Origin of the sequence: Streptantibioticus ferralitis (assembly GCF_029223525.1) — a bacterium.
Taxonomy (GTDB): domain Bacteria; phylum Actinomycetota; class Actinomycetes; order Streptomycetales; family Streptomycetaceae; genus Streptantibioticus_A; species Streptantibioticus_A ferralitis.
Genome location: NZ_JARHTQ010000012.1, coordinates 90,305 through 112,514, shown reverse-complemented (window position 1 = coordinate 112,514; position 22,210 = coordinate 90,305). Strand labels below are relative to the sequence as shown.

The 22,210-nt window shown below is 70.9% G+C and carries 19 protein-coding genes and 2 pseudogenes; 12 read left to right on the top strand and 9 right to left on the bottom strand.

Features of this window, described 5'->3' with window-relative positions:
• The first annotated feature begins 30 nt into the window (after positions 1–30).
• Positions 31–288, top strand: a complete 258-nt coding sequence (locus P2L57_RS19845; RefSeq protein WP_275816331.1) for an SCO4848 family membrane protein — start codon at positions 31–33, stop codon at positions 286–288.
• Here P2L57_RS19845 and P2L57_RS19840 read toward each other — a convergent pair.
• Positions 194–527 (bottom strand): annotated as a pseudogene (locus tag P2L57_RS19840) (DUF4291 family protein); the annotation flags it as partial. The gene P2L57_RS19845 and the pseudogene P2L57_RS19840 overlap by 95 nt on opposite strands.
• Before the next feature lie 225 nt (positions 528–752).
• Here P2L57_RS19840 and P2L57_RS19835 point away from each other — a divergent pair.
• Positions 753–1,154, top strand: coding sequence for a DUF3592 domain-containing protein (locus tag P2L57_RS19835; protein WP_275816329.1), 402 nt, complete (start codon positions 753–755; stop codon positions 1,152–1,154).
• A gap of 135 nt (positions 1,155–1,289) precedes the next feature.
• On the opposite strand, the gene P2L57_RS19830 is transcribed toward P2L57_RS19835, so the two are convergent.
• From P2L57_RS19830 to P2L57_RS40800, 5 genes are all read right to left on the bottom strand, one after another.
• Complete coding sequence (locus tag P2L57_RS19830) at positions 1,290–2,063, bottom strand: succinate dehydrogenase iron-sulfur subunit (RefSeq protein ID WP_275816327.1); 774 nt, start codon at positions 2,061–2,063, stop codon at positions 1,290–1,292.
• The gene (gene sdhA / locus P2L57_RS19825; RefSeq protein WP_275816325.1) at positions 2,063–3,817 is read right to left on the bottom strand and encodes a succinate dehydrogenase flavoprotein subunit; all 1,755 of its coding nucleotides are present in this window, start codon (positions 3,815–3,817) and stop codon (positions 2,063–2,065) included. Before sdhA ends, P2L57_RS19830 begins: the two co-directional genes overlap by 1 nt.
• Positions 3,818–3,836: 19 nt before the next feature.
• Positions 3,837–4,319: a succinate dehydrogenase hydrophobic membrane anchor subunit gene (locus tag P2L57_RS19820; RefSeq protein WP_275816323.1), complete on the bottom strand. Its 483-nt coding sequence runs from the start codon at positions 4,317–4,319 to the stop codon at positions 3,837–3,839.
• A 2-nt stretch (positions 4,320–4,321) separates the two neighbouring features.
• Positions 4,322–4,702 (bottom strand): succinate dehydrogenase, cytochrome b556 subunit, encoded by a 381-nt coding sequence (gene sdhC, locus P2L57_RS19815; protein ID WP_275816321.1) that lies wholly within the window; start codon positions 4,700–4,702, stop codon positions 4,322–4,324.
• A 195-nt stretch (positions 4,703–4,897) separates the two neighbouring features.
• Complete coding sequence (locus P2L57_RS40800) at positions 4,898–5,974, bottom strand: 2-oxo-4-hydroxy-4-carboxy-5-ureidoimidazoline decarboxylase (RefSeq protein ID WP_372515786.1); 1,077 nt, start codon at positions 5,972–5,974, stop codon at positions 4,898–4,900.
• Positions 5,975–5,984: 10 nt separating this feature from the next.
• Between P2L57_RS40800 and P2L57_RS19805 the strand changes: the two genes are divergently transcribed.
• From P2L57_RS19805 to P2L57_RS19795, 3 genes are all read left to right on the top strand, one after another.
• The gene (locus P2L57_RS19805) at positions 5,985–6,617 is read left to right on the top strand and encodes an RNA polymerase sigma factor (RefSeq protein ID WP_275816319.1); all 633 of its coding nucleotides are present in this window, start codon (positions 5,985–5,987) and stop codon (positions 6,615–6,617) included.
• Complete coding sequence (locus P2L57_RS19800; protein ID WP_275816317.1) at positions 6,614–7,798, top strand: hypothetical protein; 1,185 nt, start codon at positions 6,614–6,616, stop codon at positions 7,796–7,798. The genes P2L57_RS19805 and P2L57_RS19800 overlap by 4 nt, the downstream gene beginning before the upstream one ends.
• Positions 7,799–8,348: 550 nt before the next feature.
• A complete protein-coding gene (locus tag P2L57_RS19795; protein WP_275816315.1) occupies positions 8,349–9,947 on the top strand; it encodes an acyl-CoA mutase large subunit family protein in 1,599 nt (532 codons plus the stop codon).
• 140 nt (positions 9,948–10,087) lie between these two features.
• Here P2L57_RS19795 and P2L57_RS19790 read toward each other — a convergent pair whose 3' ends face one another.
• The 3 genes from P2L57_RS19790 to P2L57_RS19780 are packed head-to-tail and all read right to left on the bottom strand — an operon-like array spanning position 10,088 to position 13,625.
• The gene (locus P2L57_RS19790; RefSeq protein ID WP_275816313.1) at positions 10,088–11,233 is read right to left on the bottom strand and encodes an acyltransferase family protein; all 1,146 of its coding nucleotides are present in this window, start codon (positions 11,231–11,233) and stop codon (positions 10,088–10,090) included.
• Positions 11,230–12,600: a polysialyltransferase family glycosyltransferase gene (locus P2L57_RS19785; protein ID WP_275816312.1), complete on the bottom strand. Its 1,371-nt coding sequence runs from the start codon at positions 12,598–12,600 to the stop codon at positions 11,230–11,232. The genes P2L57_RS19790 and P2L57_RS19785 overlap by 4 nt, the downstream gene beginning before the upstream one ends.
• Complete coding sequence (locus P2L57_RS19780; protein WP_275816310.1) at positions 12,600–13,625, bottom strand: glycosyltransferase family 2 protein; 1,026 nt, start codon at positions 13,623–13,625, stop codon at positions 12,600–12,602. The genes P2L57_RS19785 and P2L57_RS19780 overlap by 1 nt, the downstream gene beginning before the upstream one ends.
• A 188-nt stretch (positions 13,626–13,813) precedes the next feature.
• Here P2L57_RS19780 and P2L57_RS19775 point away from each other — a divergent pair, with 188 nt between their 5' ends.
• The 7 genes and pseudogenes from P2L57_RS19775 to P2L57_RS19745 all read left to right on the top strand — a co-directional run bounded on the left by P2L57_RS19775 (position 13,814) and on the right by P2L57_RS19745 (position 22,189).
• Positions 13,814–15,115 carry a DUF6716 putative glycosyltransferase gene (locus P2L57_RS19775; RefSeq protein WP_275816308.1) on the top strand — a complete coding sequence of 434 codons (1,302 nt, stop codon included), beginning with the start codon at positions 13,814–13,816 and terminating at the stop codon, positions 15,113–15,115.
• Between the two features lie 245 nt (positions 15,116–15,360).
• Positions 15,361–16,074 (top strand): annotated as a pseudogene (locus P2L57_RS19770) (acylneuraminate cytidylyltransferase family protein); the annotation flags it as partial.
• 56 nt (positions 16,075–16,130) lie between these two features.
• Positions 16,131–17,054 carry an N-acetylneuraminate synthase family protein gene (locus P2L57_RS19765; RefSeq protein ID WP_275816531.1) on the top strand — a complete coding sequence of 308 codons (924 nt, stop codon included), beginning with the start codon at positions 16,131–16,133 and terminating at the stop codon, positions 17,052–17,054.
• Entirely contained in the window at positions 17,051–18,199 is a 1,149-nt protein-coding gene (locus tag P2L57_RS19760; RefSeq protein WP_372515784.1) for a hypothetical protein, read from the top strand. The genes P2L57_RS19765 and P2L57_RS19760 overlap by 4 nt, the downstream gene beginning before the upstream one ends.
• On the top strand, positions 18,196–19,095 hold the full coding sequence (locus P2L57_RS19755) for an ABC transporter permease (protein ID WP_275816306.1): 900 nt from the start codon (positions 18,196–18,198) through the stop codon (positions 19,093–19,095). The genes P2L57_RS19760 and P2L57_RS19755 overlap by 4 nt, the downstream gene beginning before the upstream one ends.
• Positions 19,096–19,227: 132 nt before the next feature.
• Positions 19,228–20,760 carry a glycosyltransferase family 4 protein gene (locus tag P2L57_RS19750; RefSeq protein ID WP_275816304.1) on the top strand — a complete coding sequence of 511 codons (1,533 nt, stop codon included), beginning with the start codon at positions 19,228–19,230 and terminating at the stop codon, positions 20,758–20,760.
• 217 nt (positions 20,761–20,977) lie between these two features.
• Positions 20,978–22,189, top strand: coding sequence for an amidohydrolase (locus tag P2L57_RS19745; protein WP_275816302.1), 1,212 nt, complete (start codon positions 20,978–20,980; stop codon positions 22,187–22,189).
• The last annotated feature ends 21 nt before the right edge of the window (positions 22,190–22,210 follow it).

Here is a 22,210-nt window from a genome sequence, read left to right as displayed (position 1 = left end):
CTCGCTTTCGCCCCGTCTCATACTGGCGGTATGAAGCTCAGCCGCCGCGTCTCCTGGTTCCTCACCGCCTTCGGTGTCTGGAGCTGGTGCATCTGGATCACCTTCGTCAAGAATCTGTGGGCCGACGCCAGCGGCCTGGCGTTCCACAACGGCAACCCGACCGCGTACTTCTGGGTGCACCTGCTGCTCGCCATCACCTCGTTCCTGCTCGGCACCGCCGTGGGCGTGCTGGGCCTGCGGAGCCTGCGCGCCCTGCGCGCCGAGGCGGCCGGGGCTCAACGGGCGTAGGGCTGCCACGAGTACGGCCACTCCGGCGGCGGCAGCGCCTCGGCCGCCGCCAGCTCGCCCGCGCGTACGTGGGCGTGCACCCGCCGCGCGAGGGGTGTGACGTCCGTGATCGACACCGTCCACTCGTCCGCGTAGCGGCGGGACGCCGCACCGGACAGACCGAGCTGCAGCGCGCGGAAGGGAAGTGCCCGCAGCTGCGGATCCCGTTCCGGATCCCACTGCACGCGCGCCGGGGAGGTGACTCGTTGAGTGGCTCGACTCGGCGAGGGCATAACAGGAGCAGCAGTCGTGTGCCTGACGGCGAAGGCGGTTACCGGCCCTTCATGGGTACACCTCCGCCATGACCACTTGAGTCCGGGGATCCGGTGTGCCCGCGCGCCTTGGAGAACCATCGGGTCGGGTGCCGCGTCGTTCTGGTGCGGGGCCGTGCCGGGTGGCGCTGCGCGAGGGAGAGCAGGGGACGGATGACGGGTGAAGTGATCAGTGCCGGGGTTTGCGTGTTTGCGGGCCTGCTGTGCCTGTGGGGTGGTGTGCGGGAGGTGCGGCTGCAAGCGCGGCTGCGTCGGTACGGCGTTCACGCCGAGGGGTTGGTGGTGGACCAGGAACAGGCGCCGGCGGACGATTTCTTGACGCCTGTGATCGAGTTCACCGACCGGCAGGGCCGACCCGTCAGGTTCCGGCCCGCGGCGAGGGGGACGGGGCTGGGGCTGGACCTCGGAGCCCATGTGCCGGTCGTCTATCTGCCCGAACAGCCGGAGAACGCAAGGGTGTTCACCCGGAGGCACCGCCTATCCCGGATCGTCGGCCTGTTCACCGGAGGCGTGCTCTTCCTCGGTGCCGCAGTGCTGACCACGCTCACTCGATGATCTTGTTCTTGTTCCTCGTCCATCACGCAAGCCGACACATCCGACGGGCGACTGCTGCCAGCCGATCGACCTCCCGCAAGCGAGGGTCCCGTTCCACATGGGAACGGGACCCTCACCTGGTCGATCGCGAGGCGATCAGAAGCGGCGCGTGATCAGCGCGCGCTTGACTTCCTGGATCGCCTTGGTGACCTCGATACCACGCGGGCAGGCGTCCGTGCAGTTGAAGGTCGTGCGGCAACGCCACACGCCCTCCTTGTCGTTGAGGACCTCCAGGCGCTGCTCGGCGCCCTCGTCACGCGAGTCGAAGATGAAGCGGTGCGCGTTGACGATGGCCGCCGGGCCGAAGTACTGCCCGTCGTTCCAGAACACCGGGCAGGACGACGTGCACGCGGCGCACAGGATGCACTTGGTGGTGTCGTCGAACCGCGCGCGGTCCTCGGCCGACTGCAGGCGCTCCCGGGTCGGCTCGTTGCCCTTGGTGATCAGGAACGGCATGACGTCGCGGAACGCCTGGAAGAACGGATCCATGTCGACCACGAGGTCCTTCAGGACCGTCATGCCCTTGATGGGCTCGACCGTGATCGGCTTCTCCGGGTTGATGTCCTTCAGCAGCGTCTTGCACGCCAGCCGGTTGCGGCCGTTGATGCGCATCGCGTCCGAGCCGCAGATGCCGTGCGCGCAGGAGCGGCGGAAGGTCAGCGAACCGTCGATCTCCCACTTGACCTTGTGGAGTGCGTCAAGGACGCGCTCCTTGGGGTCCATCTCCAGCTGGTAGTCGACCCACGTGACCTCGTCGGAGACCTCGGGGTTGAACCGGCGGACCCGCAGCGTGATGGTGATCTGCTCGAAAGCGGTGTTCTCGGCCGCGTCCAGGGCGGCGGAGTGCTTGTCCAGCGTAGGGGTGCTCATCAGTACTTACGCTCCATCGGCTGGTAGCGGGTCTGGACGACCGGCTTGTAGTCGAGGCGGATCGACTCGGCGCCGTCCTCGCCAACCTCGCGGTACGCCATGGTGTGCCGCATGAAGTTGACGTCGTCGCGGTTCGGGTAGTCCTCGCGGTAGTGGCCGCCGCGCGACTCCTTGCGGGCCAGCGCGGAGACGGCCAGCACCTCGGCCAGGTCGAGCAGGTTGCCCAGCTCGATGGCCTCCAGCAGGTCGGTGTTGTACCGCTTGCCCTTGTCCTGGACGCTGACGTTGTTGTAACGCTGCTTGAGCTCGGCGATGTCCTCGACGGCCTGCTTCAGCGTCTGCTCGGTACGGAACACCATGGCGTTGGTGTCCATGGTCTCCTGCAGCGCCTTGCGGATCTCGGCGACCCGCTCGTTGCCGGTCGCGTCGCGCAGCGACTCCACCTGGTCGACCACCAGCGAGGCCGGGTCCTCCGGCAGTTCGACGAAGTCGTTGCGGGAGGCGAACTCGGCGGCGGCGATGCCCGCCCGACGGCCGAACACGTTGATGTCCAGCAGCGAGTTGGTGCCCAGACGGTTGGCGCCGTGCACCGAGACACACGCCACCTCGCCCGCCGCGTACAGGCCCGGCACGACGGTGGTGTTGTCCGCCAGCACCTCGCCCTCGACGTTGGTCGGGATGCCGCCCATCGCGTAGTGCGCGGTCGGCTGGATCGGCACCGGGTCGGTGTACGGCTCGATGCCGAGGTAGGTGCGGGCGAACTCGGTGATGTCCGGCAGCTTGGCGTCCAGCTGCTCCGGCGGCAGGTGCGTGAGGTCCAGGTAGACGTGGTCGCCCTCGGGGCCGCAGCCGCGGCCCTCGCGGATCTCGGTGTAGATCGCGCGGGAGACGACGTCACGGGAGGCCAGGTCCTTCATGACGGGCGCGTACTTCTCCATGAAGCGCTCGCCGTCCTTGTTGCGAAGGATGCCGCCCTCACCACGGGCGCCCTCGGTGAGCAGGATGCCCATCCGCCAGATGCCGGTCGGGTGGAACTGGAAGAACTCCATGTCCTCCAGCGGCAGTCCGCGCCGGTAGGCGACCGCCTGGCCGTCACCGGTGAGGGTGTGCGCGTTGGAGGTCACCTTGAAGAACTTGCCGGTGCCGCCGGAGGCGAACACCACGGCCTTCGCCTGGAAGACGTGGATCTCACCGGTCGCCAGCTCGTACGCCACCACGCCCGCGGTGCGCTTGACGCCGTCCACCTCGGTGAGCAGCAGGTCGAGCACGTAGAACTCGTTGAAGAACTCCACGCCCTCCTTGACGCAGTTCTGGTACAGCGTCTGGAGAATCATGTGGCCGGTGCGGTCGGCCGCGTAGCAGGCGCGGCGCACCGCGGCCTCGCCGTGGTTGCGGGTGTGACCGCCGAACCGGCGCTGGTCGATCCTGCCCTGCGGCGTCCGGTTGAACGGCAGGCCCATCTTCTCCAGGTCGAGGACCGCGTCGATGGCCTCCTTCGCCAGGATCTCGGCGGCGTCCTGGTCGACCAGGTAGTCACCGCCCTTGATCGTGTCGAAGGTGTGCCACTCCCAGTTGTCCTCCTCGACGTTGGCGAGGGCGGCGGCCATACCGCCCTGCGCGGCGCCGGTGTGGGAGCGGGTCGGGTACAGCTTGGTCAGCACGGCGGTACGGCTGCGCTTGGTCGACTCGATGGCCGCGCGCATGCCGGCGCCGCCGGCGCCGACGATGACGGTGTCGTACTTGTGGATCTGCATGGTCGCGTCAGCCCCGGGTCTACTGGATGTTCGGGTCGAAGGTGAAGATCACCAGCGTGCCGAGGAAGACGGTGAACACCGTGGCGGTGTACAGCAGCATCTTCAACCAGAACCGGGTGTTGTCCCGCTCGGCGTAGTCGTTGATGACCGTCCGCAGGCCGTTGGCACCGTGCAGCATCGCCAGCCACAGCATCAGCAGGTCCCACATCTGCCAGAACGGCGAGGCCCAGCGGCCGGCCACGAAGGCGAAGCCGATCTTGGTGACGCCGCCGTCCAGCACCAGCTGGATCAGCAGATGGCCCAGGACCAGCACCACCAGGACGATGCCGGACAGCCGCATGAACAGCCAGCCGTACATCTCGAAGTTGGTGCGGGTGGCGCGTGGCGTGCTCTTGGTGCGGGTACGCGGCGGTTCGATGACCGGTGCCGGGTTGTCCGGGCTGTAGGTGCCCGCTCCGGCCAGCTCCACGGCGTCCGCGGGGGTCGAGGTCTCGGCAGACATTCTCAGCTCCCGAACAGAGTGCGCAGGGTGTGGTCAAGGACGGGGTAGAACGCCCCGGCCATCAACACGATCCAGATACCGACCACGGACCACAGCATCTGGCGCTGGTACTTCGGCCCCTTGGACCAGAAGTCGACCGCGATGACGCGCAGACCGTTCAAGGCGTGGAAGAGGATGGCCGCGACCAGGCCGTACTCCATCAGGTTCACGATGGGGTTCTTGTAGGTCGCGACCACATTGTCGTAGGCCTGCGGAGACACACGAACGAGCGAGGTGTCGAGGACGTGTACGAACAGGAAGAAGAAGATGAGGACGCCGGTGACTCGATGAGCCACCCAGGACCACATGCCTTCCCGGCCGCGGTACAGCGTTCCAGCCGGCACGGAAACCCTCCGGATACGGGATTAAGGGACCTGCCGGCTTCGGTGTCGGTCGGGCCCGGCCGGGTATGGTCCACCGGCCCCCGACATCGTAGCGACGCGTTCCGGCTCATCGCTTCCGGGGTCGGTCAGGTGTGATCGATCCCGCACGTGCGGCCTAGAGTGCCCGGCGTGTTCCCCCTACTCGGCGTGTTCCCCCTAATGGTGCGGACCGCCGGGGTGCGGGCCGACGGGCGGGCAGGGCCGGGCCAGCTGGGCGAGGCGGCCGCGGGCCAGCGCGCGCAGTTCGTCGGCGGCGACGGCACGTTCCTCCTCGGGAGTGTTGCCGAGCCGTAGGCGCAGGCCCGCGAGGACATGGTCGAGGTGCTCGTCCGGGTGAACGGCGTCAAGGCAGATGACGAAGGCATGGCCGAAACGCCGCTGGTACTCGGCGAGTCCGACGCGCAGCGCGGTGTGCGCCGCCAGGCCGCCGCCCTGGGGGAGCGGGAGCGGTTCCTCGCAGGCCAGCGCCTCGGCGAGATCGCCCGCGGCGAGGTCGTACGCGGCCTGGTCCGCGGCGGCGAGTAGCGCGCCCAGATCGGGGTACGGGCGGTGCGCGGCCATTCGGCGGGCCCACTGGCGACAGCCGCAGCAGGTGAGCAGCGCGGTCTCGGCGGCAGCGGTCGCGGCGTGGTTGAGCGCCGCGAGTCCTGTGACGGTGCTGCCGAGGCCGCGGTTCTGCCGCGGTATCGGCGCCGACGTTCCGGGAAGGTCGCTGGCCAGCTTCGGACTCCTGATGCGATGACGGAAATGATGCGAAAAAACGGGCGAGATGACCCGAGGGAGCGGCAGAGGATGATGCCGGAGAAGGGGACGCCGACAACGTATCGGCGGATGCGCGCACTTGACCGCCAGATGTGCGAATTTCACTCGTACGGGAGAGGAATCGGCCGCGAAGTGGACGAGAGCGGCGCCCGAGTGTTGGCGTTGGGGGAGAGTTGGTAGTGGGGAGTCGGCGGGCGTCACGCCCAAGGGGCGGCCGCGCGGCCGTAACGGCAGAGGCGGCCGGAGTCGCCTCCCCCCACAGGAGCGTCTCCGACCGCCATCTCGCGGCGCGCGCCGTTCTGCGCGTCGCTTATTCAAGACAGCGTCAGGCGGCGCGAAAGTGTCACACCCGCCGCGCCGGGACGAACCGGAAACCCGGGTGTGCGCCTCGGGCGCCGGGGCATCCCGAGGAGAGGTGCGGTAGCACCGGGTTCGGGATGGGTAGTCGGAGCAAGCGTTCGGATCGGGCATGATGAGGCACGTGGTGGGGGCTGACCAGGACACGGACGAAGCGCGGGTGACGGCTGCCATAGCCGCCGCCCAGCGCGGCGACGAGGCTGCCTTCCGCACCGTCTACCGCACCGTCCACCCTCGTCTACTCGCGTACGTACGCACGTTGGTCGGGGATGTGGACGCCGAGGACGTGGCGTCCGAGGCATGGCTGCAGATCACTCGTGATCTCGGCCGGTTCGCGGGGGACGCGGACAGGTTCCGCGGCTGGACCGCGACGATCGCGCGGAACCGCGCACTCGATCACCTGCGTCGTGTTGGCCGAAGGCCCGCCGTCAGCGCTGACGAGTCGGTCCTCTACGGCATCGCGGACCGCGCTGACACGGCGGGGGAGGCCCTGGAGTCACTGGCCACCGGGCGCGCCATGGCGCTGATAGCTCGACTGCCGGTGGACCAGGCGGAAGCGGTGGTGCTGCGCGCGGTCGTCGGACTCGACGCCAAGGGTGCGGCGGAGGTGCTCGGCAAACGACCGGGTGCGGTACGGACGGCCGCGCACCGCGGACTACGGCGGTTGGCGGAGCTGATGGAGGACGGTGCGGGGGGCATTGGGACGGACGGCGGTGTGACGTTTGCGGCCGCGCCGACGCAGAAGGACGTGAGATGAGCGGAAGCCGCCATGACTGGCTGGACGAGGAAGCCGCCGAGCGTCTGCTGAGCGGCGAACCAGTCAATGCCGGAGACGCCGGGGACGCCGGAGACGCCGGGGCAAAGGGACGCGACGGAACCACCACCGTCCGGGCCCTCACCGAGCTGTTGGCCGCGGCCGTCGACCGCTCGGCCGTTGAACAGACCCGTGAGGACGCGGTGTTGGCGGCCTTCCGTGCGGCCCGCGACGAGGCCGCGGTGGCGGCGCCTGCCGAGGCGGCATCCGCCGCGGTCATGGCCATGCCGCACGCTGCGACATCTCCGGTCGAACCCGCCCATACCGGGGCGGAGTACGCCGCGAAGTCGAGCACTGCGACGGCGATCAGTGCGCCACTTCCCCCCGAGGCGGCCGTCGCCGAGCGCGCTCCCGCCCGCGCCGGTGCCCCGGCCAGAGCCGTCGAGCGGCCGAGGCGGCTGCGCCGGCTGCGGGGTCTTTCGGGGTCGGCCAAGGTCGCGGTGGCGGCCGCCTTCGCCGCGACCGCGCTGGTCGGCGGGGTCGCGGCGGCGGCCGGTACCGGGGTGATCTCGTCGCCGTTCAGCAGCGGTGACCCCGCGCCGGAGGTCTCGGGCGGCTCGCAGGCGCCGTCGCTGGACGGGAGCGAGGTGCCGCAGGAATCGGGGGGCAGCGGTCTCCCCTCGACCGTGCCCACGTCACCCGGCGCCTCCTCCGGTTCGAAGGGCGCCACCGCCGGTACGCAGTCGCCGTCCCAGTCGCCGGGCGCATCCGGCGTGCCGGGCGTGCTGGGCGGGACCAACGGCTCCAAGCCGGGTGACCAGGACCACGGCAAGGGCAACTGGGACCAGGGCTCCGGAACCTCCGACCCGGACACGCTGTGCCGCGCCTACTTCGCGGCCGGCGGGGGTGCCGCGCTGCAGGGCAACGAGCTGCAGTGGTTGGCCAAGGACGCGGGCGGCCCGCAGGCCATCGACGCGTACTGCCGTCAGCGGCTGGGTCTCGGCTCCGGGAGCGACAAGAACTCCCACGGCACGAACGGCTCCGGCAGCGGCGGCAGCAGCGGCAGCGGCAGCGGCGGCAACGGGGGCAGCAACGGCGACGGGGGTGGCAACGGCAACCCGAGCGGCAATGGCGGGGGCAAGGGCCACGGCACCAACCAGCTGTTCCAGCAGCCGTCCCGCTGACCCCGTTGCGGGCTCACCCGGCTCCGCTTCTCCGCGCACGCCGCCGTCCCGGCGCCACGGCGTTCCGCAACCGGCCACGGCCCGACCGTGCCGTGGCCGACGTAGCGCCCCCGTCGGCGGAGCCGGAGCCGCTTCCAGACGGCCCCGCTCCGCGCTGGACACCTGCCGCGAACGTCGCTGTAACACTTTTCAACCACCCGGCGCAGTTGCTTACGGGTCGACTGGTCATCGGCCCGCGGACGTGCCGGTTCCCCCGTTACCGGCTGGTCCGCGCCTGACGCGGGTGGGGCGCCTTTCCCCCCGCCCCACCCGCGTCGTCAGGCGGCGACCCCACCTTTCGCGCCTCTCACCCCTACGTTGTGACGTGATGACGCCGGGCGCGGCATGCTGTCCGTAGTGCCGGGCTGTGAGCGAGAGCGCCGGGCTGTGAGCGAGGTCCCAGCCTGCGGGGCTCCACGGCTTGTACGCCCGCCACTGCAGTCCGTTGCGAGGACGGACGGTTACCCGTGCGTAACCAGGGTGTCGGTATCCACAGCGGGAGGCGTAGAGCATGGGGCGCGATTCGGGCAGCGACCGACTGACGGAGTCCGGGCTGCCGATCGAACCGGTCTACGGGCCCGCCGACCTGGCCGGTTGGGATCCGCAGGAGAAGCTGGGCGAGCCCGGCTCGTATCCGTACACCCGCGGTGTGTACCCCTCGATGTACACCGGGCGGCCGTGGACGATGCGGCAGTACGCGGGCTTCGGCACCGCGACCGAGTCCAACGCCCGCTACAAGCAGCTGATCGCCAACGGCACCATGGGGCTGTCGGTCGCCTTCGACCTGCCCACCCAGATGGGGCATGACTCCGACGCGCCCATCGCCTCCGGCGAGGTCGGCAAGGTCGGCGTCGCCATCGACTCGCTCGACGACATGATGGTGCTCTTCGACGGCATCCCGCTGGACAAGGTGTCCACGTCGATGACGATCAACGCCCCCGCCGCCCTGCTGCTCCTGCTGTACCAACTCGTCGCCGAGGAACAGGGCGTGTCCGCGGACAAGCTCACCGGCACGATCCAGAACGATGTGCTCAAGGAGTACATCGCGCGCGGCACCTACATCTTCCCGCCCAAGCCCAGCCTGCGGCTGATCGCCGACATCTTCGCGTACTGCAAGACCGAGATCCCGAAGTGGAACACGATCTCGATCTCCGGCTACCACATGGCCGAGGCCGGGGCGAGCCCCGCGCAGGAGATCGCGTTCACCCTCGCCGACGGCATCGAGTACGTACGGACCGCGATCGCCGCCGGGATGGACGTGGACGACTTCGCGCCCCGGCTGTCGTTCTTCTTCGTCTCGCGCACCACGATCCTGGAGGAGGTCGCCAAGTTCCGTGCGGCCCGCCGGATCTGGGCGCGGGTGATGAAGGATGAGTTCGGCGCCAAGAACCCCAAGTCGCAGATGCTGCGCTTCCACACCCAGACCGCGGGTGTGCAACTCACCGCGCAGCAGCCCGAGGTGAACCTGGTCCGGGTCGCCGTCCAGGGGCTGGCGGCCGTGCTCGGCGGTACCCAGTCGCTGCACACCAACTCCTTCGACGAGGCGATCGCCCTGCCGACCGAGAAGTCGGCCCGGCTGGCGCTGCGCACCCAGCAGGTGCTGGCGTACGAGACCGATGTGACCGCCACCGTCGACCCGTTCGCGGGCTCCTACGTGATCGAGAGGATGACGGACGAGGTCGAGGCCGCCGCGGTGGAACTGATGCGGAGGGTCGAGGACTTCGGCGGCGCGGTCGACGCGATCGAGCACGGCTTCCAGAAGAGCGAGATCGAGCGCAGCGCCTACCGCATCGCCCAGGAGACCGATGCGGGCGACCGGGTCGTGGTCGGCGTCAACCGCTTCAAGCTGGACGAGGAGGAGCCGTACGAGCCGCTGCGCGTCGATCCGGCGATCGAGGCCCAGCAGGCCGAACGCCTCACGAAGCTGCGCGCCACCCGCGACCAGGCCGCGGTGGACGCCGCGTTGGCGGCGCTGCGCGGCGCCGCCGAGGGGACCGAGAACGTGCTGTACCCGATGAAGGAGGCGCTGCGCGCCCGGGCCACGGTGGGCGAGGTGTGCAACACGCTCCGCGGGGTCTGGGGAGCGTACGTGCCCACCGACGCGTTCTAGCCTGCGGCTGGGCTTGCGGCTTGGCGGGATCGGCCGGTTGTGACCGGTTCGGTTCCGCCGAGCTCCGGCGCCGTGGCCGCTCGCCGTCGCGGCGGGGAGAAGCGGGCGTTGGGGGCAAGTCCCCGACGCCCCTCGCGTTCCTACCGCTTGGCGGTCAGCAGGGCTCGCCTGATCCGTGGGGTCAGCGGGCGTTCCACCGCGATGTGCAGCAGCCAGGCGAGGGCCAGCATGCCCGCTGCCGTGGCCACCAGTACGACGGGTGCGGGCAGCCGTAGGTCATGGTGGAGGGTGGGGATGACCGCCCAGCCCAGATGCTCGTGCACCAGGTAGAACGGATAGGTCAGCGCGCCCGCGGTGGTCAGCCAGCGCCAGTCGATCCGGCTCAGCGGGGTCAGGGTGACCACGGCGACAGCCGCGAACGCCAGCGTCACGATCGCGATGACCGTCAGCTGGGTGCGATGGTGGAAGGCCGCCGCATGCGCGGGCTGCACCAACTCCCGTACCGCGTAGTGCTGTCCGAGCAGCCAGCCGACGGCGACGACGGCCCAGCCGGTCGCGTCATGCCCGTACCGGTACACCAGGTACAGGCCGATGCCGCCGACGAAGAAGGGCGCGTAGTCGGGCATCAGGATCTGCTGGAGCAGCGGTTCGTGCGCGGCGTCGGCGAAGACGGCGGCCGCCGTCCACAGCGTGCAGAACAACAGGACGCGACGGCGGGTGGCGCCGCGCCAGATCACGCAGAGCGCGAACAGCAGATAGAAGCGCAGCTCCGCCCAGAGTGTCCAGCACACGCCGAGCACCCGCTTGGCGCCCACCGGCATCTGAAGCATCGTCAGATTGGTCAGCAGGTCGCTCGGTGAGACCGGGTGGAGCGCGACCCAGGGAAGGGCGAAGACCAAGGTGATCAGCAAGATCGCGGCCCAGTAGGCGGGCAGCAGCCGACCCGCCCGCGACGCGGCGAAGGACGTCAGCGAGCGGCCCCAGCCGCTCATGCAGATCACGAACCCGCTGATCACGAAGAACAGCTGCACCCCGAGGCAGCCGTACGAGGCCGGTCCGGCGAGGCTGGGGAAGAGCTTGTGCGGGGAGGCACCCCAGGCGCGGGTGATGTCACCGCCGCGCCCCGCGTAGTGGTACGCGCACACCGACAGCGCCGCGATCAGCCGCAACCCGTCCAGCGGCCGCAGCCGCCCGGAGCGCCGGGTACCGGGTGCCGCGACGGGAGCCGAGGCCGTGGTCGCGGCGGACCCGTCGGCCGGTGCCGAGGTGATCTGCGGGGCGGTCATCGGGCGCCCGCCTGGCGGTCGGAGACGCGCGAGGTCAGCACGCGGGCCCGGCGTACCACCCGGCGCACCGTGCGGTTCTTCGGCAGGAAGGCGAGTTGGGACGGCACGCCGCCGGGCAGCGCCAGCGAGGTGAGCCGACGGCGCTTGAAGTACCGCCGTGTGCCGGCGTTGAGGTTCTTCGCCAGGTAGCCGATCGCGTCATCGCGCAGCCGTGGGTACGCCTTGGACTGCATGCAGTAGCCCACCGCCCGCAGCAGCGCGGTCAGTTCGGCGACGGACAGCGGCTCGGCGGAACCGCCACGGGATGCCCGGTCGCGCTCGTCCAGCGGCGGAAGCACGGCGTCGGCGATGGTGACCGGAACGCGGTTGCTGTTCTGGTACGGGGACAGCCGCTCCAGCAGCAGCCCGGTGCCGGTGCTGGCCACCGGCAGGTCGAAGAACTCGGAGGCGGTGACCAGGGCGGTGGAGAAGCAGCCGACGACCAGCGCGGGCCGCAGGCGCTGGAACAGCACCTCGGCGAGCCCCGGAGTGTCGCAGACGGTGAACTCCACTCCGAGCTCCGCGGCCTCCTTCTCCAGCAGATGCGGCCAGTGCGCGGGCGCCATCGGATGCGGTTTGAACACCGCGTTGCGGTGCCCGCGCGCGGCCACACCCCGCAGCATGCGCACATGCAGCCGCTCCTCCTCCTCGGGCGTGAGGATCTCCAGAGCGGACAGGTACTGGCCGAGCAGCAGAGCGGGACCGTCCGCCGAGACCGGCTCCCCGTCCCGCGGTGTGGCCGCGGCCACCTCCGCCAGTACCGCGGTGAAGGCGCCGGTCGGGACGATCTCGGGCCTGACCCCGTACTCCGAGAGCAGCAGCGGGGTGAGGCCCGGTACCAGATCGAGGTGCAGCAGGCGCCGGATCCGGCTGGTGACCAGCAGCTCCAGTTTGTTGCGGGTGGGGCCGTAGCTCATCAGGCCGTCCGCGTAGACGTCGATGGGCGCGGCCGGGAAGAGCTGGACCACGGCGAGGGCCGGTTCGACCTGGATGGACTCCACGGCCAGCTCGATCTCGTCGTCCCCCAGCTGCCACAGCAGCCGCAGATGCCGTTCCCACAGCGGTACGTCGTCCGGGCGCGGCGTCCAACCGCCGGGGTGGAACGGGGAGATGGCCTCGTTCCAGGACAGGACACGGTCGAAGCGGTCGCGCAGCGCCGCGAAGCCCGGCATCCGGTCCAGCGGCGGGGTGGTCTCCGGCACCGAGGCGTTGTTGCTGACCAGCAGGATCCGCCGGTGCGCCGGGCGGAAGCAGTCGGCGTCCAGCGCGGCGGCCAAGGTGGCGGCGCCGTAGAGGGTGGACGCCATGAAGATCTGGGTACGCGCCATCAGGCCGCCGCCTCCTCTTCGGCGCCCTGCGACGGGCGGGCGTTCGCGTTCCGGGTCGGCAGCAGCCGGTCCATGCGGCGCAGCCGCCTGAGCCGTAGCGAGCGGTCCAGGTCCATGGAGTCCAGGGCCGCGGTCAGCAGCTCCTGCGGCATCCGCTTCATCGCGGCGATGCTCAACGCCCGCAGCTTGCGGGCGACATGGGGCTCGAAGCGTTCGATGTTGTTGAGGTGGTGGGCGATGATCGCGCAGTAGGTGCGCACCGCCTTCGGCAGGAACTCGTCGGCGCGCGGGTCCTGCGCCGTCTCGGCCAGCACCTGGTCGAAGGACCGGATGAAGTCGAGCTGCCGCACATCGCCGATCTGGGTGAGCGAGGTGGCGACACCGCGCCGGTAGAAGACACCGAGCAGGCCGAGCACGGCGAAGGACTCGGCCTTGCGGTGCAGCCGCCAGATCCAGGGGCGGTCCTCGGCGGTGCGCAGCCCGTCCGGGAAGTGCAGCAACCCGGCGTCCTTCAGCCTGCGGTGGTACATCCCGGCCCAGGCGTACGGGTAGTCGACGGAGGTCGAGGTGTCCGCGGGCAGGATCGCGTCGCGTGGGTCGAGCACCTCGCCGCGGCGGCCGTCCGGCACCCGGTGGATGACGCGTTCCCTGCCGGTGCACTGCACATGGTCGGTGCGGACGAAGTCGCAGCCCAAGCCTTCGATGGCGGCCAGGAGTCGGGCGAGGTATCCGGGGGCCAGCCAGTCGTCGCCGTCGAGGAAGGCGAGGTACTCGCCCTCGGCGGCGTCCAGGCCGGTGTTGCGGGCGGTGGCCAGTCCGCTGTTGCGCTCGTGCCGTACCAGCCTGGCGCCGGGCACCGCGCCGTTCGCGGCGCGTTCCAGGATCTCCGGCGTCCGGTCGGTCGAACAATCGTCGACCAGAATGAATTCAAAATCCGTGCGGGCATTCGATACCAGACTTCTCAGCATGTCAGGTGCGAATGGCTGCACGTTGTAGAACGGCACGATGACGGAGAGCTTGGCCACTTGCGGAACGTTATGCAACGGGTCGCCATTTGGGATTGCGAGCTGCGAACCGTCGGGTGAACGACGTGTGGCAGGGCCGTGAACCAGCCGCGTCAAACAGTGAATCCCCCTGCCGTCGGCACGCTGTTAACCATTTGTTGCGGCCCTGTATGCCCACCGCTTTGATTTGATTCCTACGGTCTGCTGTCGTGCCAACCAGTGCCACCCCGGTAAAAAAGATCACCGTACTCGCTGATTCGGACACGCGTTGGAAATGGGGCGCCCAGACCGCCCGCCGAATTGCCGAGGACGCGTGTCTTGACGCGCGACTGCTGCGCGGTCGGGCCACTCCGACCACCCGGCAGTTGGTCGAAGTGGGCGTCCCCGCCGACTCGATGCGCGAGGTGACGGCCAGTCAGTTCCTGGCGGAGACAGACCGGGAGAACGCCGATGTGATCGTGCTCGCCTGCGTGGGCGGCACCGTGCAGGCCATGCTGCACGGCCTGGCCCGCGCCTGGCAGGGGCGAACCAGACGGCCGGTGATCGTCACCGGGTACGTCGGGGTGGTCTACGAGAAGCTCGCCGACGGTCTGCTGCTACGCCACGGTGCCGATGTGGTGCTGGCCAACAGCCGGCACGACGCCGAGCGCTTCCGCGCGGTGTACCAGGGCGTCGGGGCGGACCACGAGTGCGTTGTGGAGAGCGCGCTGCCGTTCCTCGACGGCGCGCCCTACCAGCCGTCCGACGACCGGCCGCTGACCGTGGTCTTCGCCGCCCAGCCCTCGGTGCCGGACAGCCGCCGCGACCGCGAGTACCTGCTGGAGCGGGCGGTGCGGCACGCCGTGGCGCACGGCGACCGGCAGGTCCTGGTCAAACTGCGCAGCAAGCCGGGCGAGCACACCACGCACATCGAGGAGATCCCCTACCCCAAGCTGGCCGCACGGCGTGAACTGCCGTCCAACCTGCGGTTGGGGTACGGGCACATGGGCGAGGTCCTCGACGGCACCGACCTGCTGGTCACCGTCAGCTCCACGGCCGCCCTGGAGTCGATGCACCGTGGCATCCCCACCGCCGTCCTCACCGACCTCGGCGTCCGCGAGGCGCTCGGCAACCACCACTTCCTCGGCTCCGGCTGCCTGGCCTCCTGGGACCAGTTGGACGCCGGACTGCTGCCCCGCGCCGACGACGGATGGCTGCGGCGGCACGGCGTCACGGCCGACGACCCGTTCCGGGCGGTACGCGAGCGGGTCGCCGAGCTGGCGGGCGCGGCCCAACTGCCGCCGCCGCGGCCGTACTACACGCCGCAGACCGCGCCCGGTTACCTGCCCGGCGTACTGGCCCGGCACCACCTCGACGCCAAGGGCGAACCGCTGCCCGGCGCACCGGCTCCCGCCGCACCCGGCCGACTGCGCGGCACGCTCCACGAGCTGACCCGCAACGCGGCCCGCACCCTCTACCGCCAGGGCGTCCAACGCGTGGCGCCCGCCATCCGCCGCTGGGGGCAACTGTGAGTGACGCTCTCGCCGCTTGGGTTCTCCCGACGGCTCTTCGCCGGGTCACGGTCACCCGACTGCGCCGATCCACGGACGCCTCGGCGCACCTTGCTTCCCGCCGCGATGGCGCGCAACCAGAAGATCGTGGTCCGGCGGTTGGCGGGCAGCCGCAGCCCACGGGCACCTCGGCGCAGGCCGACTCGCGACCGCCGGTCTCCGCCGCGGCGCAGGACCCTTCCCGCCGCGCGGTCGGCGAGCCCGTCGTGCTGGCCGTCATTCCCGCTCGCGGCGGATCGAAGGGCGTGCCCGGGAAGAACCTGGCGGAGGTCGGCGGGGTGCCGCTGGTGGCGCGGGCGGCGCGGGCCTGCGGGGCCGCGCGCAACGTCAGTGCCGTCATCGTGTCCACCGACGACGCCGGTATCGCCGAGGCGGCCCGGGAGGCGGGCGCCGAGGTGGTGGCTCGGCCGCCGGGCATCGCGGGTGACACGGCGACCAGCGAGGCGGCCGTACTGCACGCGCTCGACGCGTACGAGGCGATGCACGGCCAAGTCGTCGACGTCGTGGTGCTGGTGCAGTGCACCAGCCCGTTCCTGGCGACCGAGGACGTGACGGGCGTGGTGGCCGCGGTGCTGGAGGACGGCGCGGACACCGCACTGACCGTCGCACCGTTCCACGGCTTCCTGTGGCGCCAGGGCGGCGACGCCCACGGTGTCAACCACGACAAGGCCGTCCGCCCGCGCCGCCAGGACCGCCCGCAGGACCTGCTGGAGACCGGCGCCGCCTACGCGATGCGGGTGCCCGGATTCCGTAAGGCGGGCCATCGCTTCTTCGGACGCACCGCCCTGGTGCGCACCGACGCCGCGCGGGTGCTGGAGATCGACGAACCGGCCGACCTCACCCGTGCCCGTGCCCTCGCCCCACTACTCGACACCGCATGCCCCCCGCTGGGGGCAGCAGGTGACTCTCCGGGGGCCGTGCCCCCGAACCCCCGCTCATGAAAGGACCGTCCCCCGTGACCACCACCCCCCACCGTATGCGCACGATCGGCGAGCGTCTCGTTGGCACCGGCCGTCCCGTGTACATCACCGGCGAGATCGGCATCAACCACAACGGCGACCTGGAGAACGCCTACCGGTTGATCGACGCCGCCGTCGCGGCCGGTTGCGACGCGGTGAAGTTCCAGAAGCGCACCCCGGAGATCTGCACCCCGCGCGACCAGTGGGACATAGAGCGTGACACGCCGTGGGGCCGGATGACGTACATCGACTACCGGCACCGCGTCGAGTTCGGCGAGGACGAGTACCGCGCCATCGACGAGTACTGCCGTGAGCGCGACATCCACTGGTTCGCCTCGCCGTGGGACGTGCCGAGCGTGGAGTTCCTGGAGAAGTTCGACCTGCCCGCGCACAAGGTCGCCTCGGCCTGCCTGACCGACGACGAACTGCTGCGCGCCCTGCGGGCGACCGGCCGCACGATCATTCTGTCCACCGGCATGTCCACCCCCAGGCAGATCCGGCACGCGGTGGAGGTGCTGGGCAGCGACAACATCCTGCTGTGCCACGCCACTTCGACGTACCCGGCGAAGCACGAGGAGCTCAACCTGCGCATGATCCACACCCTGCAGGCCGAGTACCCGAACGTGCCGATCGGCTACTCCGGCCACGAGGTCGGTCTGCAGACCACCCTCGCCGCCGTCGCCCTCGGCGCCGTCTTCGTCGAGCGCCACATCACCCTCGACCGCGCCATGTGGGGCTCCGACCAGGCCGCCTCGGTGGAGACCTCCGGCCTGCAGCGGCTGGTCCGCGACATCCGGATCGTCGAGCAGTCGCTGGGCGACGGTGTGAAGCGGGTGTACGAGGGCGAGCTCGGCCCGATGAAGAAGCTGCGCCGGGTCGCGGGTGTGGTGGCGGAGGCCGAGGAGGCCTCGGCAGCCGGACGAGAGCCGGTCTCCGCGTGACCGGTTCACCAGCCGGCGGGGCCGCCGCCGTTCCGGGGCCCCGTGCCGCGGGCGATCAGGGCGCCGTCGCGGACGGCGGGGGCGGGCTGCGCACGCTCGCCCTCATCGAGTCCCCGGTGCAGCTGCTCAACCTGCTGGAGTGGGTGCACGCCCAGCGCACCGCCGGGGCGCTGAGCGTGGCCGACTGCACCGTCGTCGTCCTGCCGCCGCGCGACCCGATGAGCCGGGGGCAGCTGCGGCGGATGGCGGAGTTGGCGCGGGACGAGGGGCTGGCGCTGCGGTGGTGCGAGCCGCGCACCGCGACCGCCGGGCCGGTACGGACCCTCGCGGGGCTGACGCCGCTGCTGCTGCGCGCCAAGCGCCTGGTGCTGGGCGACCCGTTCTCGCGCTTCGTGCAGACGCTGCTCCCGCTGACCCGGGCCCGCGACCTGGTGGTGATCGACGACGGAACGGCGACCATGGAGTTCGTGGCGCTGATCGCCGACGGGCAGCGCCTGGTGCGCTGGCACCGTGCGGGACGCGGCCTGCGGGACGCCGCGTTCGCCGCCGTCGCCGCCAACGCCCGGCGGCGGCTGACCGCGGGACCCAACCGCCGGGTGGAGCTGTTCAGTTCGATGCCGGTCACACCGCCGCCCGGTACCCGGCTGCACGTCAACCACCTGGCGTGGACCCGGGCCCGCTTCGGCCCGCCCGCCGTCCGGCGCGGCGCGGACCTGATCGGGACCTCGCTGGTGGAGACCGGCGTGGTCGAACCGGACGCCTACCTCGCCGCCGTCCGCGGGATCGCCGCCGCGCACGGCGCCACCCGCTACTTCGCGCACCGCCGGGAGCGCGAGGACAAACTGCGGCGGCTGTCCGCCGAGACCGGGCTGGAGATCGTACGGCCCGACCTGCCGCTGGAACTCGTCGCCCGGCGCGGGCCGATAGGTGCCCGCCTGCTGAGCTTCCCGTCCACGGTCGTGCACACCCTGCCGCTCGCACTCGACGGCACCGGTGTGGAGGTCGCCGTCTGCGAGGTCGACCCGACCTGGCTGACCAGCGGCGCTTCGCCGCGCGCCCATGGCTTCCTGTCCGGCATCACCAGCGCCGCCCGCAGCCGCCACGGGCTCGGCGCGATCCGCAACCCGGTGGCGGTGACCTCATGACCGTAGCCATCGACGCCCCCGCCGCCCGGCTGACGTCCAGCCAGGCCGAGGAGCTGGCCGCCCGGTACGGGCTGACCCCGGCCGTGGTACGGCCCTCCCTGCCCGCGTACCTCCAACAGCTGTGGGGCAGACGGCACTTCACCGTCGCCTACGCCCGCGCCCGGCTGACGGCCCTGTACGCGACGGCCCGCCTCGGCCAGATCTGGCATGTGCTGACGCCGCTGTTCAACGTCGCGGTGTACTGGCTGATCTTCGGCTATCTGCTCGACAAGAAGGCCGGGACCGGCGACAACTACATCGCCTTCCTGTCCGTCGGCATGTTCGTCTTCACCTACTCGCGGGAGTCCATCTCCTCCGGCACCTGGTCGATCTCCAACCGCATCGAACTGGTCCGGGCCATGCACTTCCCGCGCGCCTGCCTGCCGATCGCCTCAACTCTCGTACAGCTCCAGCAACTTGTGCTGTCCATGGGCATCGTCGTCAGCATCGTGCTGGCGACCGGCGAGCCGTTCACCGCGCGCTGGCTGCTGCTGATTCCGGCGCTCGCGCTGCAGACGGTCTTCAACCTCGGCTGCGGGATGCTGATGGCGCGCATCGGCGCCCGCAACCACGACATCGGCGAACTGGTGCCGTTCCTGCTGCGCACCTGGATGTACACCTGCGGCGTCTTCTACAGCATCGCCAAGGTCACCGGGCACGCGCCGCGGATCGTACGGCTCATCCTGGAGGCCAACCCCGGCGCGCTGTACATCGAGCTCGCCCGGCACGCGCTGCTCAACGGCTACCCGCAGCTCACCCCGCATGCCTGGCTGCTGGCCGGGGCATGGGCGGTGACGGCGCTGGTGACCGGCCTGATGGTCTGCTGGCAGGCCGAGGAGAAGTACGGCCGTGGGTGATCGCGCAATGCCCTGCGCAGCGCCGGGCCGCGATCGATACCTATCCGTGACCCGTTCAACCCGGCGCCACACGCCCGCCATCCGGTGATCACCGCCGCCGTGTTCCCTTCTCTCATGGGGAGCACACCGCGGATGACCACGCGGATCGCGGTTCTCGCGGACAGCACACTGGGGAACGACTCGCGAGCACAGCGGGTGGCCCGGGCGGCCGCCGACGCTGGCTATGACGTCACGCTCATCGGACGCGCCGAGGGCCGTCCCGCACCGGTACTCAAGGGCGTCGCGGTGATCACCGTCGACGTACCGGAGACCCTGCGCCGGCACCGGATCCGCAGACCACGACCGGGCCTGCGCTGGCCGCTGGCGTACCGCTGCGCGGAGGCGCATCGCTACCGCACCGCGCAACTCGCGGTACGCGAACAGCTGTTGGGCACCAGAGCCGCCGAACTCGGCGTGATGTATCGGCCGTTGGTCCGGCAGGCCGCCGCCCGGGCGGCCTACTCCCTCGCCCGTGCCCGGTACGAGGTGCGCCGGGCGTGGACCAGGGCGCGCTCCGCCCAGTACCAGGCGGCGGTGCGGCGCCGCCGCGTCCCCGACGGCTTCCTGGACGACCTGGCCACCGCGCTGTCCCGGCTGATGCCCGCCCGGCGTGCCTGGCGCCGTCTCGAACCGCTGCTGCTCGACCTGGAGGCGGCCTACGGCCCGGTACTGGACGAGCGGCGCCCGCAGCTGATCCACGCCCGCGGGCGGCGGGTGCTCGGAGTAGCGCTGCGCGCAGCGGTACGGGCGGAGGCCGCCGGACGGTCGGTGAAGGTGGTGTGGGACGCCGACGAGTGCGCCGCGCTCGGTCCGGCCGGCTCGCGCCGGGCGGCCGCCGCCCGGGACGCCGACGAACGGGCGCACGCCGCCGGGGCCGATGCGGTGGTCACGGTGTGCGAGGCCTACGCGGAGCAGCTGCGCACCCGGCACAAACTGCCGGTGCCGCCCGCCGTGGTGCTCAACGCCCCCGCATACCAGGAGCGTTCGGAGCAGCGCGACGTCGGCGGGGTGCGGGCGGCCTGCCGCCTCGGCCCGGACGTGCCGCTGCTCGTACACAGCGGCGCGGTCGCCCCGGAGCGCGGGCTGCTCACCGCCGTGGAGGCGCTGCCCAAGCTGTACGACCTGCACGCGGCGTTCGTGGTGCCCGATCCGGGCGCCGCATACGTCCGTACCCTCATCGAGCGCGCCGCGGAGCTGGGGGTGGCCTCCCGGCTGCACATCCTGCCGTTCGTGCCGCCCGAGGAGATCGCCCGGTACCTGGCCTCCGCGGACATCGGCGTGGTACCGGTGCACCATCTGCCGCACCATGAAGTCGGGCTCGCCGCCCGCTACTTGGAGTACGCGCACGCCCGGCTGCCGGTGGTGGTCAGCGACGTACGGGTGATGGCCGCCGCCACGCTGTCACTCGGCAACGGAGAGGTGTTCCGCGCCGCGGACACCGCCGACTTCGTCCGCGCGGTCGGCGCGGTGCTGACCAACCGCCCGCGCTACCGCAGGGCGTACCAGCGCTCGCCGATGCTGGGGAAGTGGTCCTGGCAGACCCAGTCGGGGCCGCTGCTGGAGGTCTACGCACGGCTGGCGGGGACGCCGACGGTCGCGGGTCCCGCGGTGCTCGCCCGGACCTGACGGGATTGGGCGCGACCGCGTACGGACCTGACCGAGTCTGCTCCATCCGGGGCCGTTGCCGCGCATTCGGTCGCTCGTTGGTCCACCATGGAGAGGTAGGGAAGACGAAGGCTTAACAAGTGGCTATACCCGCGGCGGCGCCGGATATGCACCACAGGGGTGATGATCTCGTCACTTGAAGGCCGGAATTTCCACTGACGACACACCAGGAGTGGTCATGAGTCCTACGCTGTCGGGGGTGGACCACTCACTACCCGCGCCCGCGTCCGGCGCCCTGCCCGATGACCTGTTCACCGAACTCGTCGCGTTCCGCCGCGACTTGCATATGCACCCCGAACTTTCCCGGGAGGAGTTCCGCACCACCGAGGCGATCAGCAGACGCCTGGCGCAGGCGGACCTCCAGCCCCGAGTGCTCCCCTCCGGTACCGGCCTGATCTGCGACATCGGCGAGGACGAGCCCGGGCGGGACCGGCTGGCGCTGCGCGCCGACATCGATGCGCTGCCGATCCCGGACACCAAGACCGTCGAGTACCGGTCGACCGTGCAGGGCCGGGCGCACGCCTGCGGCCATGATGTCCACACCACCGTCGCCCTCGGGGCCGGCCTGGTCCTCGCCGAGCTGGACCGGGCCGGACGGCTGCCCCGCCCGGTGCGGCTGGTGTTCCAGCCCGCCGAGGAGAGCATGCCGGGCGGCGCGCTCGACATGCTCAAGGCCGACGTACTCGACGGGGTGGGGCGGATCCTCGCCGTGCACTGCGACCCCAAGGTCGAGGTGGGCCGGATCGGGCTGCGCACTGGAGCGATCACCTCCGCCTGTGACCGTCTTGAGCTGCGGCTCGACGGCCCGGGCGGCCACACCGCGCGCCCCCATCTGACCACCGACCTGGTGACCGCGGCGGCCAAGATCGCAACCGAGCTCCCGGCGGCTCTGGCCCGCCGGATCGACCCGCGCGCCGGTGTCTCGGTGGTCTGGGGCCGGATCGAGGCGGGCCACGCGTGCAACGTGATCCCGCAGCGCGCCGAGTTGGAGGGCACGGTCCGCTGCCTCAACCTCGACGCGTGGCACGAGGCGCCCGACCTCATCCATGAGGTGATCGACCAGATCGCCGCGATCTACCGGGCCAAGTGGGAACTGACCTACCACCGGGGCGTGCCCCCGGTGGTCAACGAGGCGTCCTCCGCCGACCTGCTCCGCGAGGCGATGACCTTCCGCCACGGCGCCCATGCCGTCGAGGACACCGAGCAGAGCCTTGGCGGCGAGGACTTCTCCTGGTACCTGGAACGCGTCCCCGGCGCCCTCGCCCGACTCGGCGTGCGCCCGGTCGGCGATCCGACGGTCCGCGATCTGCACCGCGGCGACTTCGACGCCGACGAGGAAGCGATCAGGGTCGGCGTCGAGCTGTTCACGGCGGCGGTGCTGCTCGAATAGGCGCGGACCGGTTCAGTTCGG

Bases quoted from the DNA above. Each gene is read 5' to 3' on its own strand.
- P2L57_RS19845 (WP_275816331.1), top strand. From the start codon at position 31: ATGAAGCTCAGCCGCCGCGTCTCCTGGTTCCTCACCGCCTTCGGTGTC.
- P2L57_RS19835 (WP_275816329.1), top strand. From the start codon at position 753: ATGACGGGTGAAGTGATCAGTGCCGGGGTTTGCGTGTTTGCGGGCCTG.
- P2L57_RS19830 (WP_275816327.1), bottom strand. From the start codon at position 2,063: ATGAGCACCCCTACGCTGGACAAGCACTCCGCCGCCCTGGACGCGGCC.
- sdhA (WP_275816325.1), bottom strand. From the start codon at position 3,817: ATGCAGATCCACAAGTACGACACCGTCATCGTCGGCGCCGGCGGCGCC.
- P2L57_RS19820 (WP_275816323.1), bottom strand. From the start codon at position 4,319: ATGTCTGCCGAGACCTCGACCCCCGCGGACGCCGTGGAGCTGGCCGGA.
- P2L57_RS40800 (WP_372515786.1), bottom strand. From the start codon at position 5,974: ATGCCCGATCCGAACGCTTGCTCCGACTACCCATCCCGAACCCGGTGC.
- P2L57_RS19800 (WP_275816317.1), top strand. From the start codon at position 6,614: ATGAGCGGAAGCCGCCATGACTGGCTGGACGAGGAAGCCGCCGAGCGT.
- P2L57_RS19795 (WP_275816315.1), top strand. From the start codon at position 8,349: ATGGGGCGCGATTCGGGCAGCGACCGACTGACGGAGTCCGGGCTGCCG.
- P2L57_RS19790 (WP_275816313.1), bottom strand. From the start codon at position 11,233: ATGACCGCCCCGCAGATCACCTCGGCACCGGCCGACGGGTCCGCCGCG.
- P2L57_RS19785 (WP_275816312.1), bottom strand. From the start codon at position 12,600: ATGGCGCGTACCCAGATCTTCATGGCGTCCACCCTCTACGGCGCCGCC.
- P2L57_RS19765 (WP_275816531.1), top strand. From the start codon at position 16,131: ATGCGCACGATCGGCGAGCGTCTCGTTGGCACCGGCCGTCCCGTGTAC.
- P2L57_RS19755 (WP_275816306.1), top strand. From the start codon at position 18,196: ATGACCGTAGCCATCGACGCCCCCGCCGCCCGGCTGACGTCCAGCCAG.
- P2L57_RS19750 (WP_275816304.1), top strand. From the start codon at position 19,228: ATGACCACGCGGATCGCGGTTCTCGCGGACAGCACACTGGGGAACGAC.
- P2L57_RS19745 (WP_275816302.1), top strand. From the start codon at position 20,978: ATGAGTCCTACGCTGTCGGGGGTGGACCACTCACTACCCGCGCCCGCG.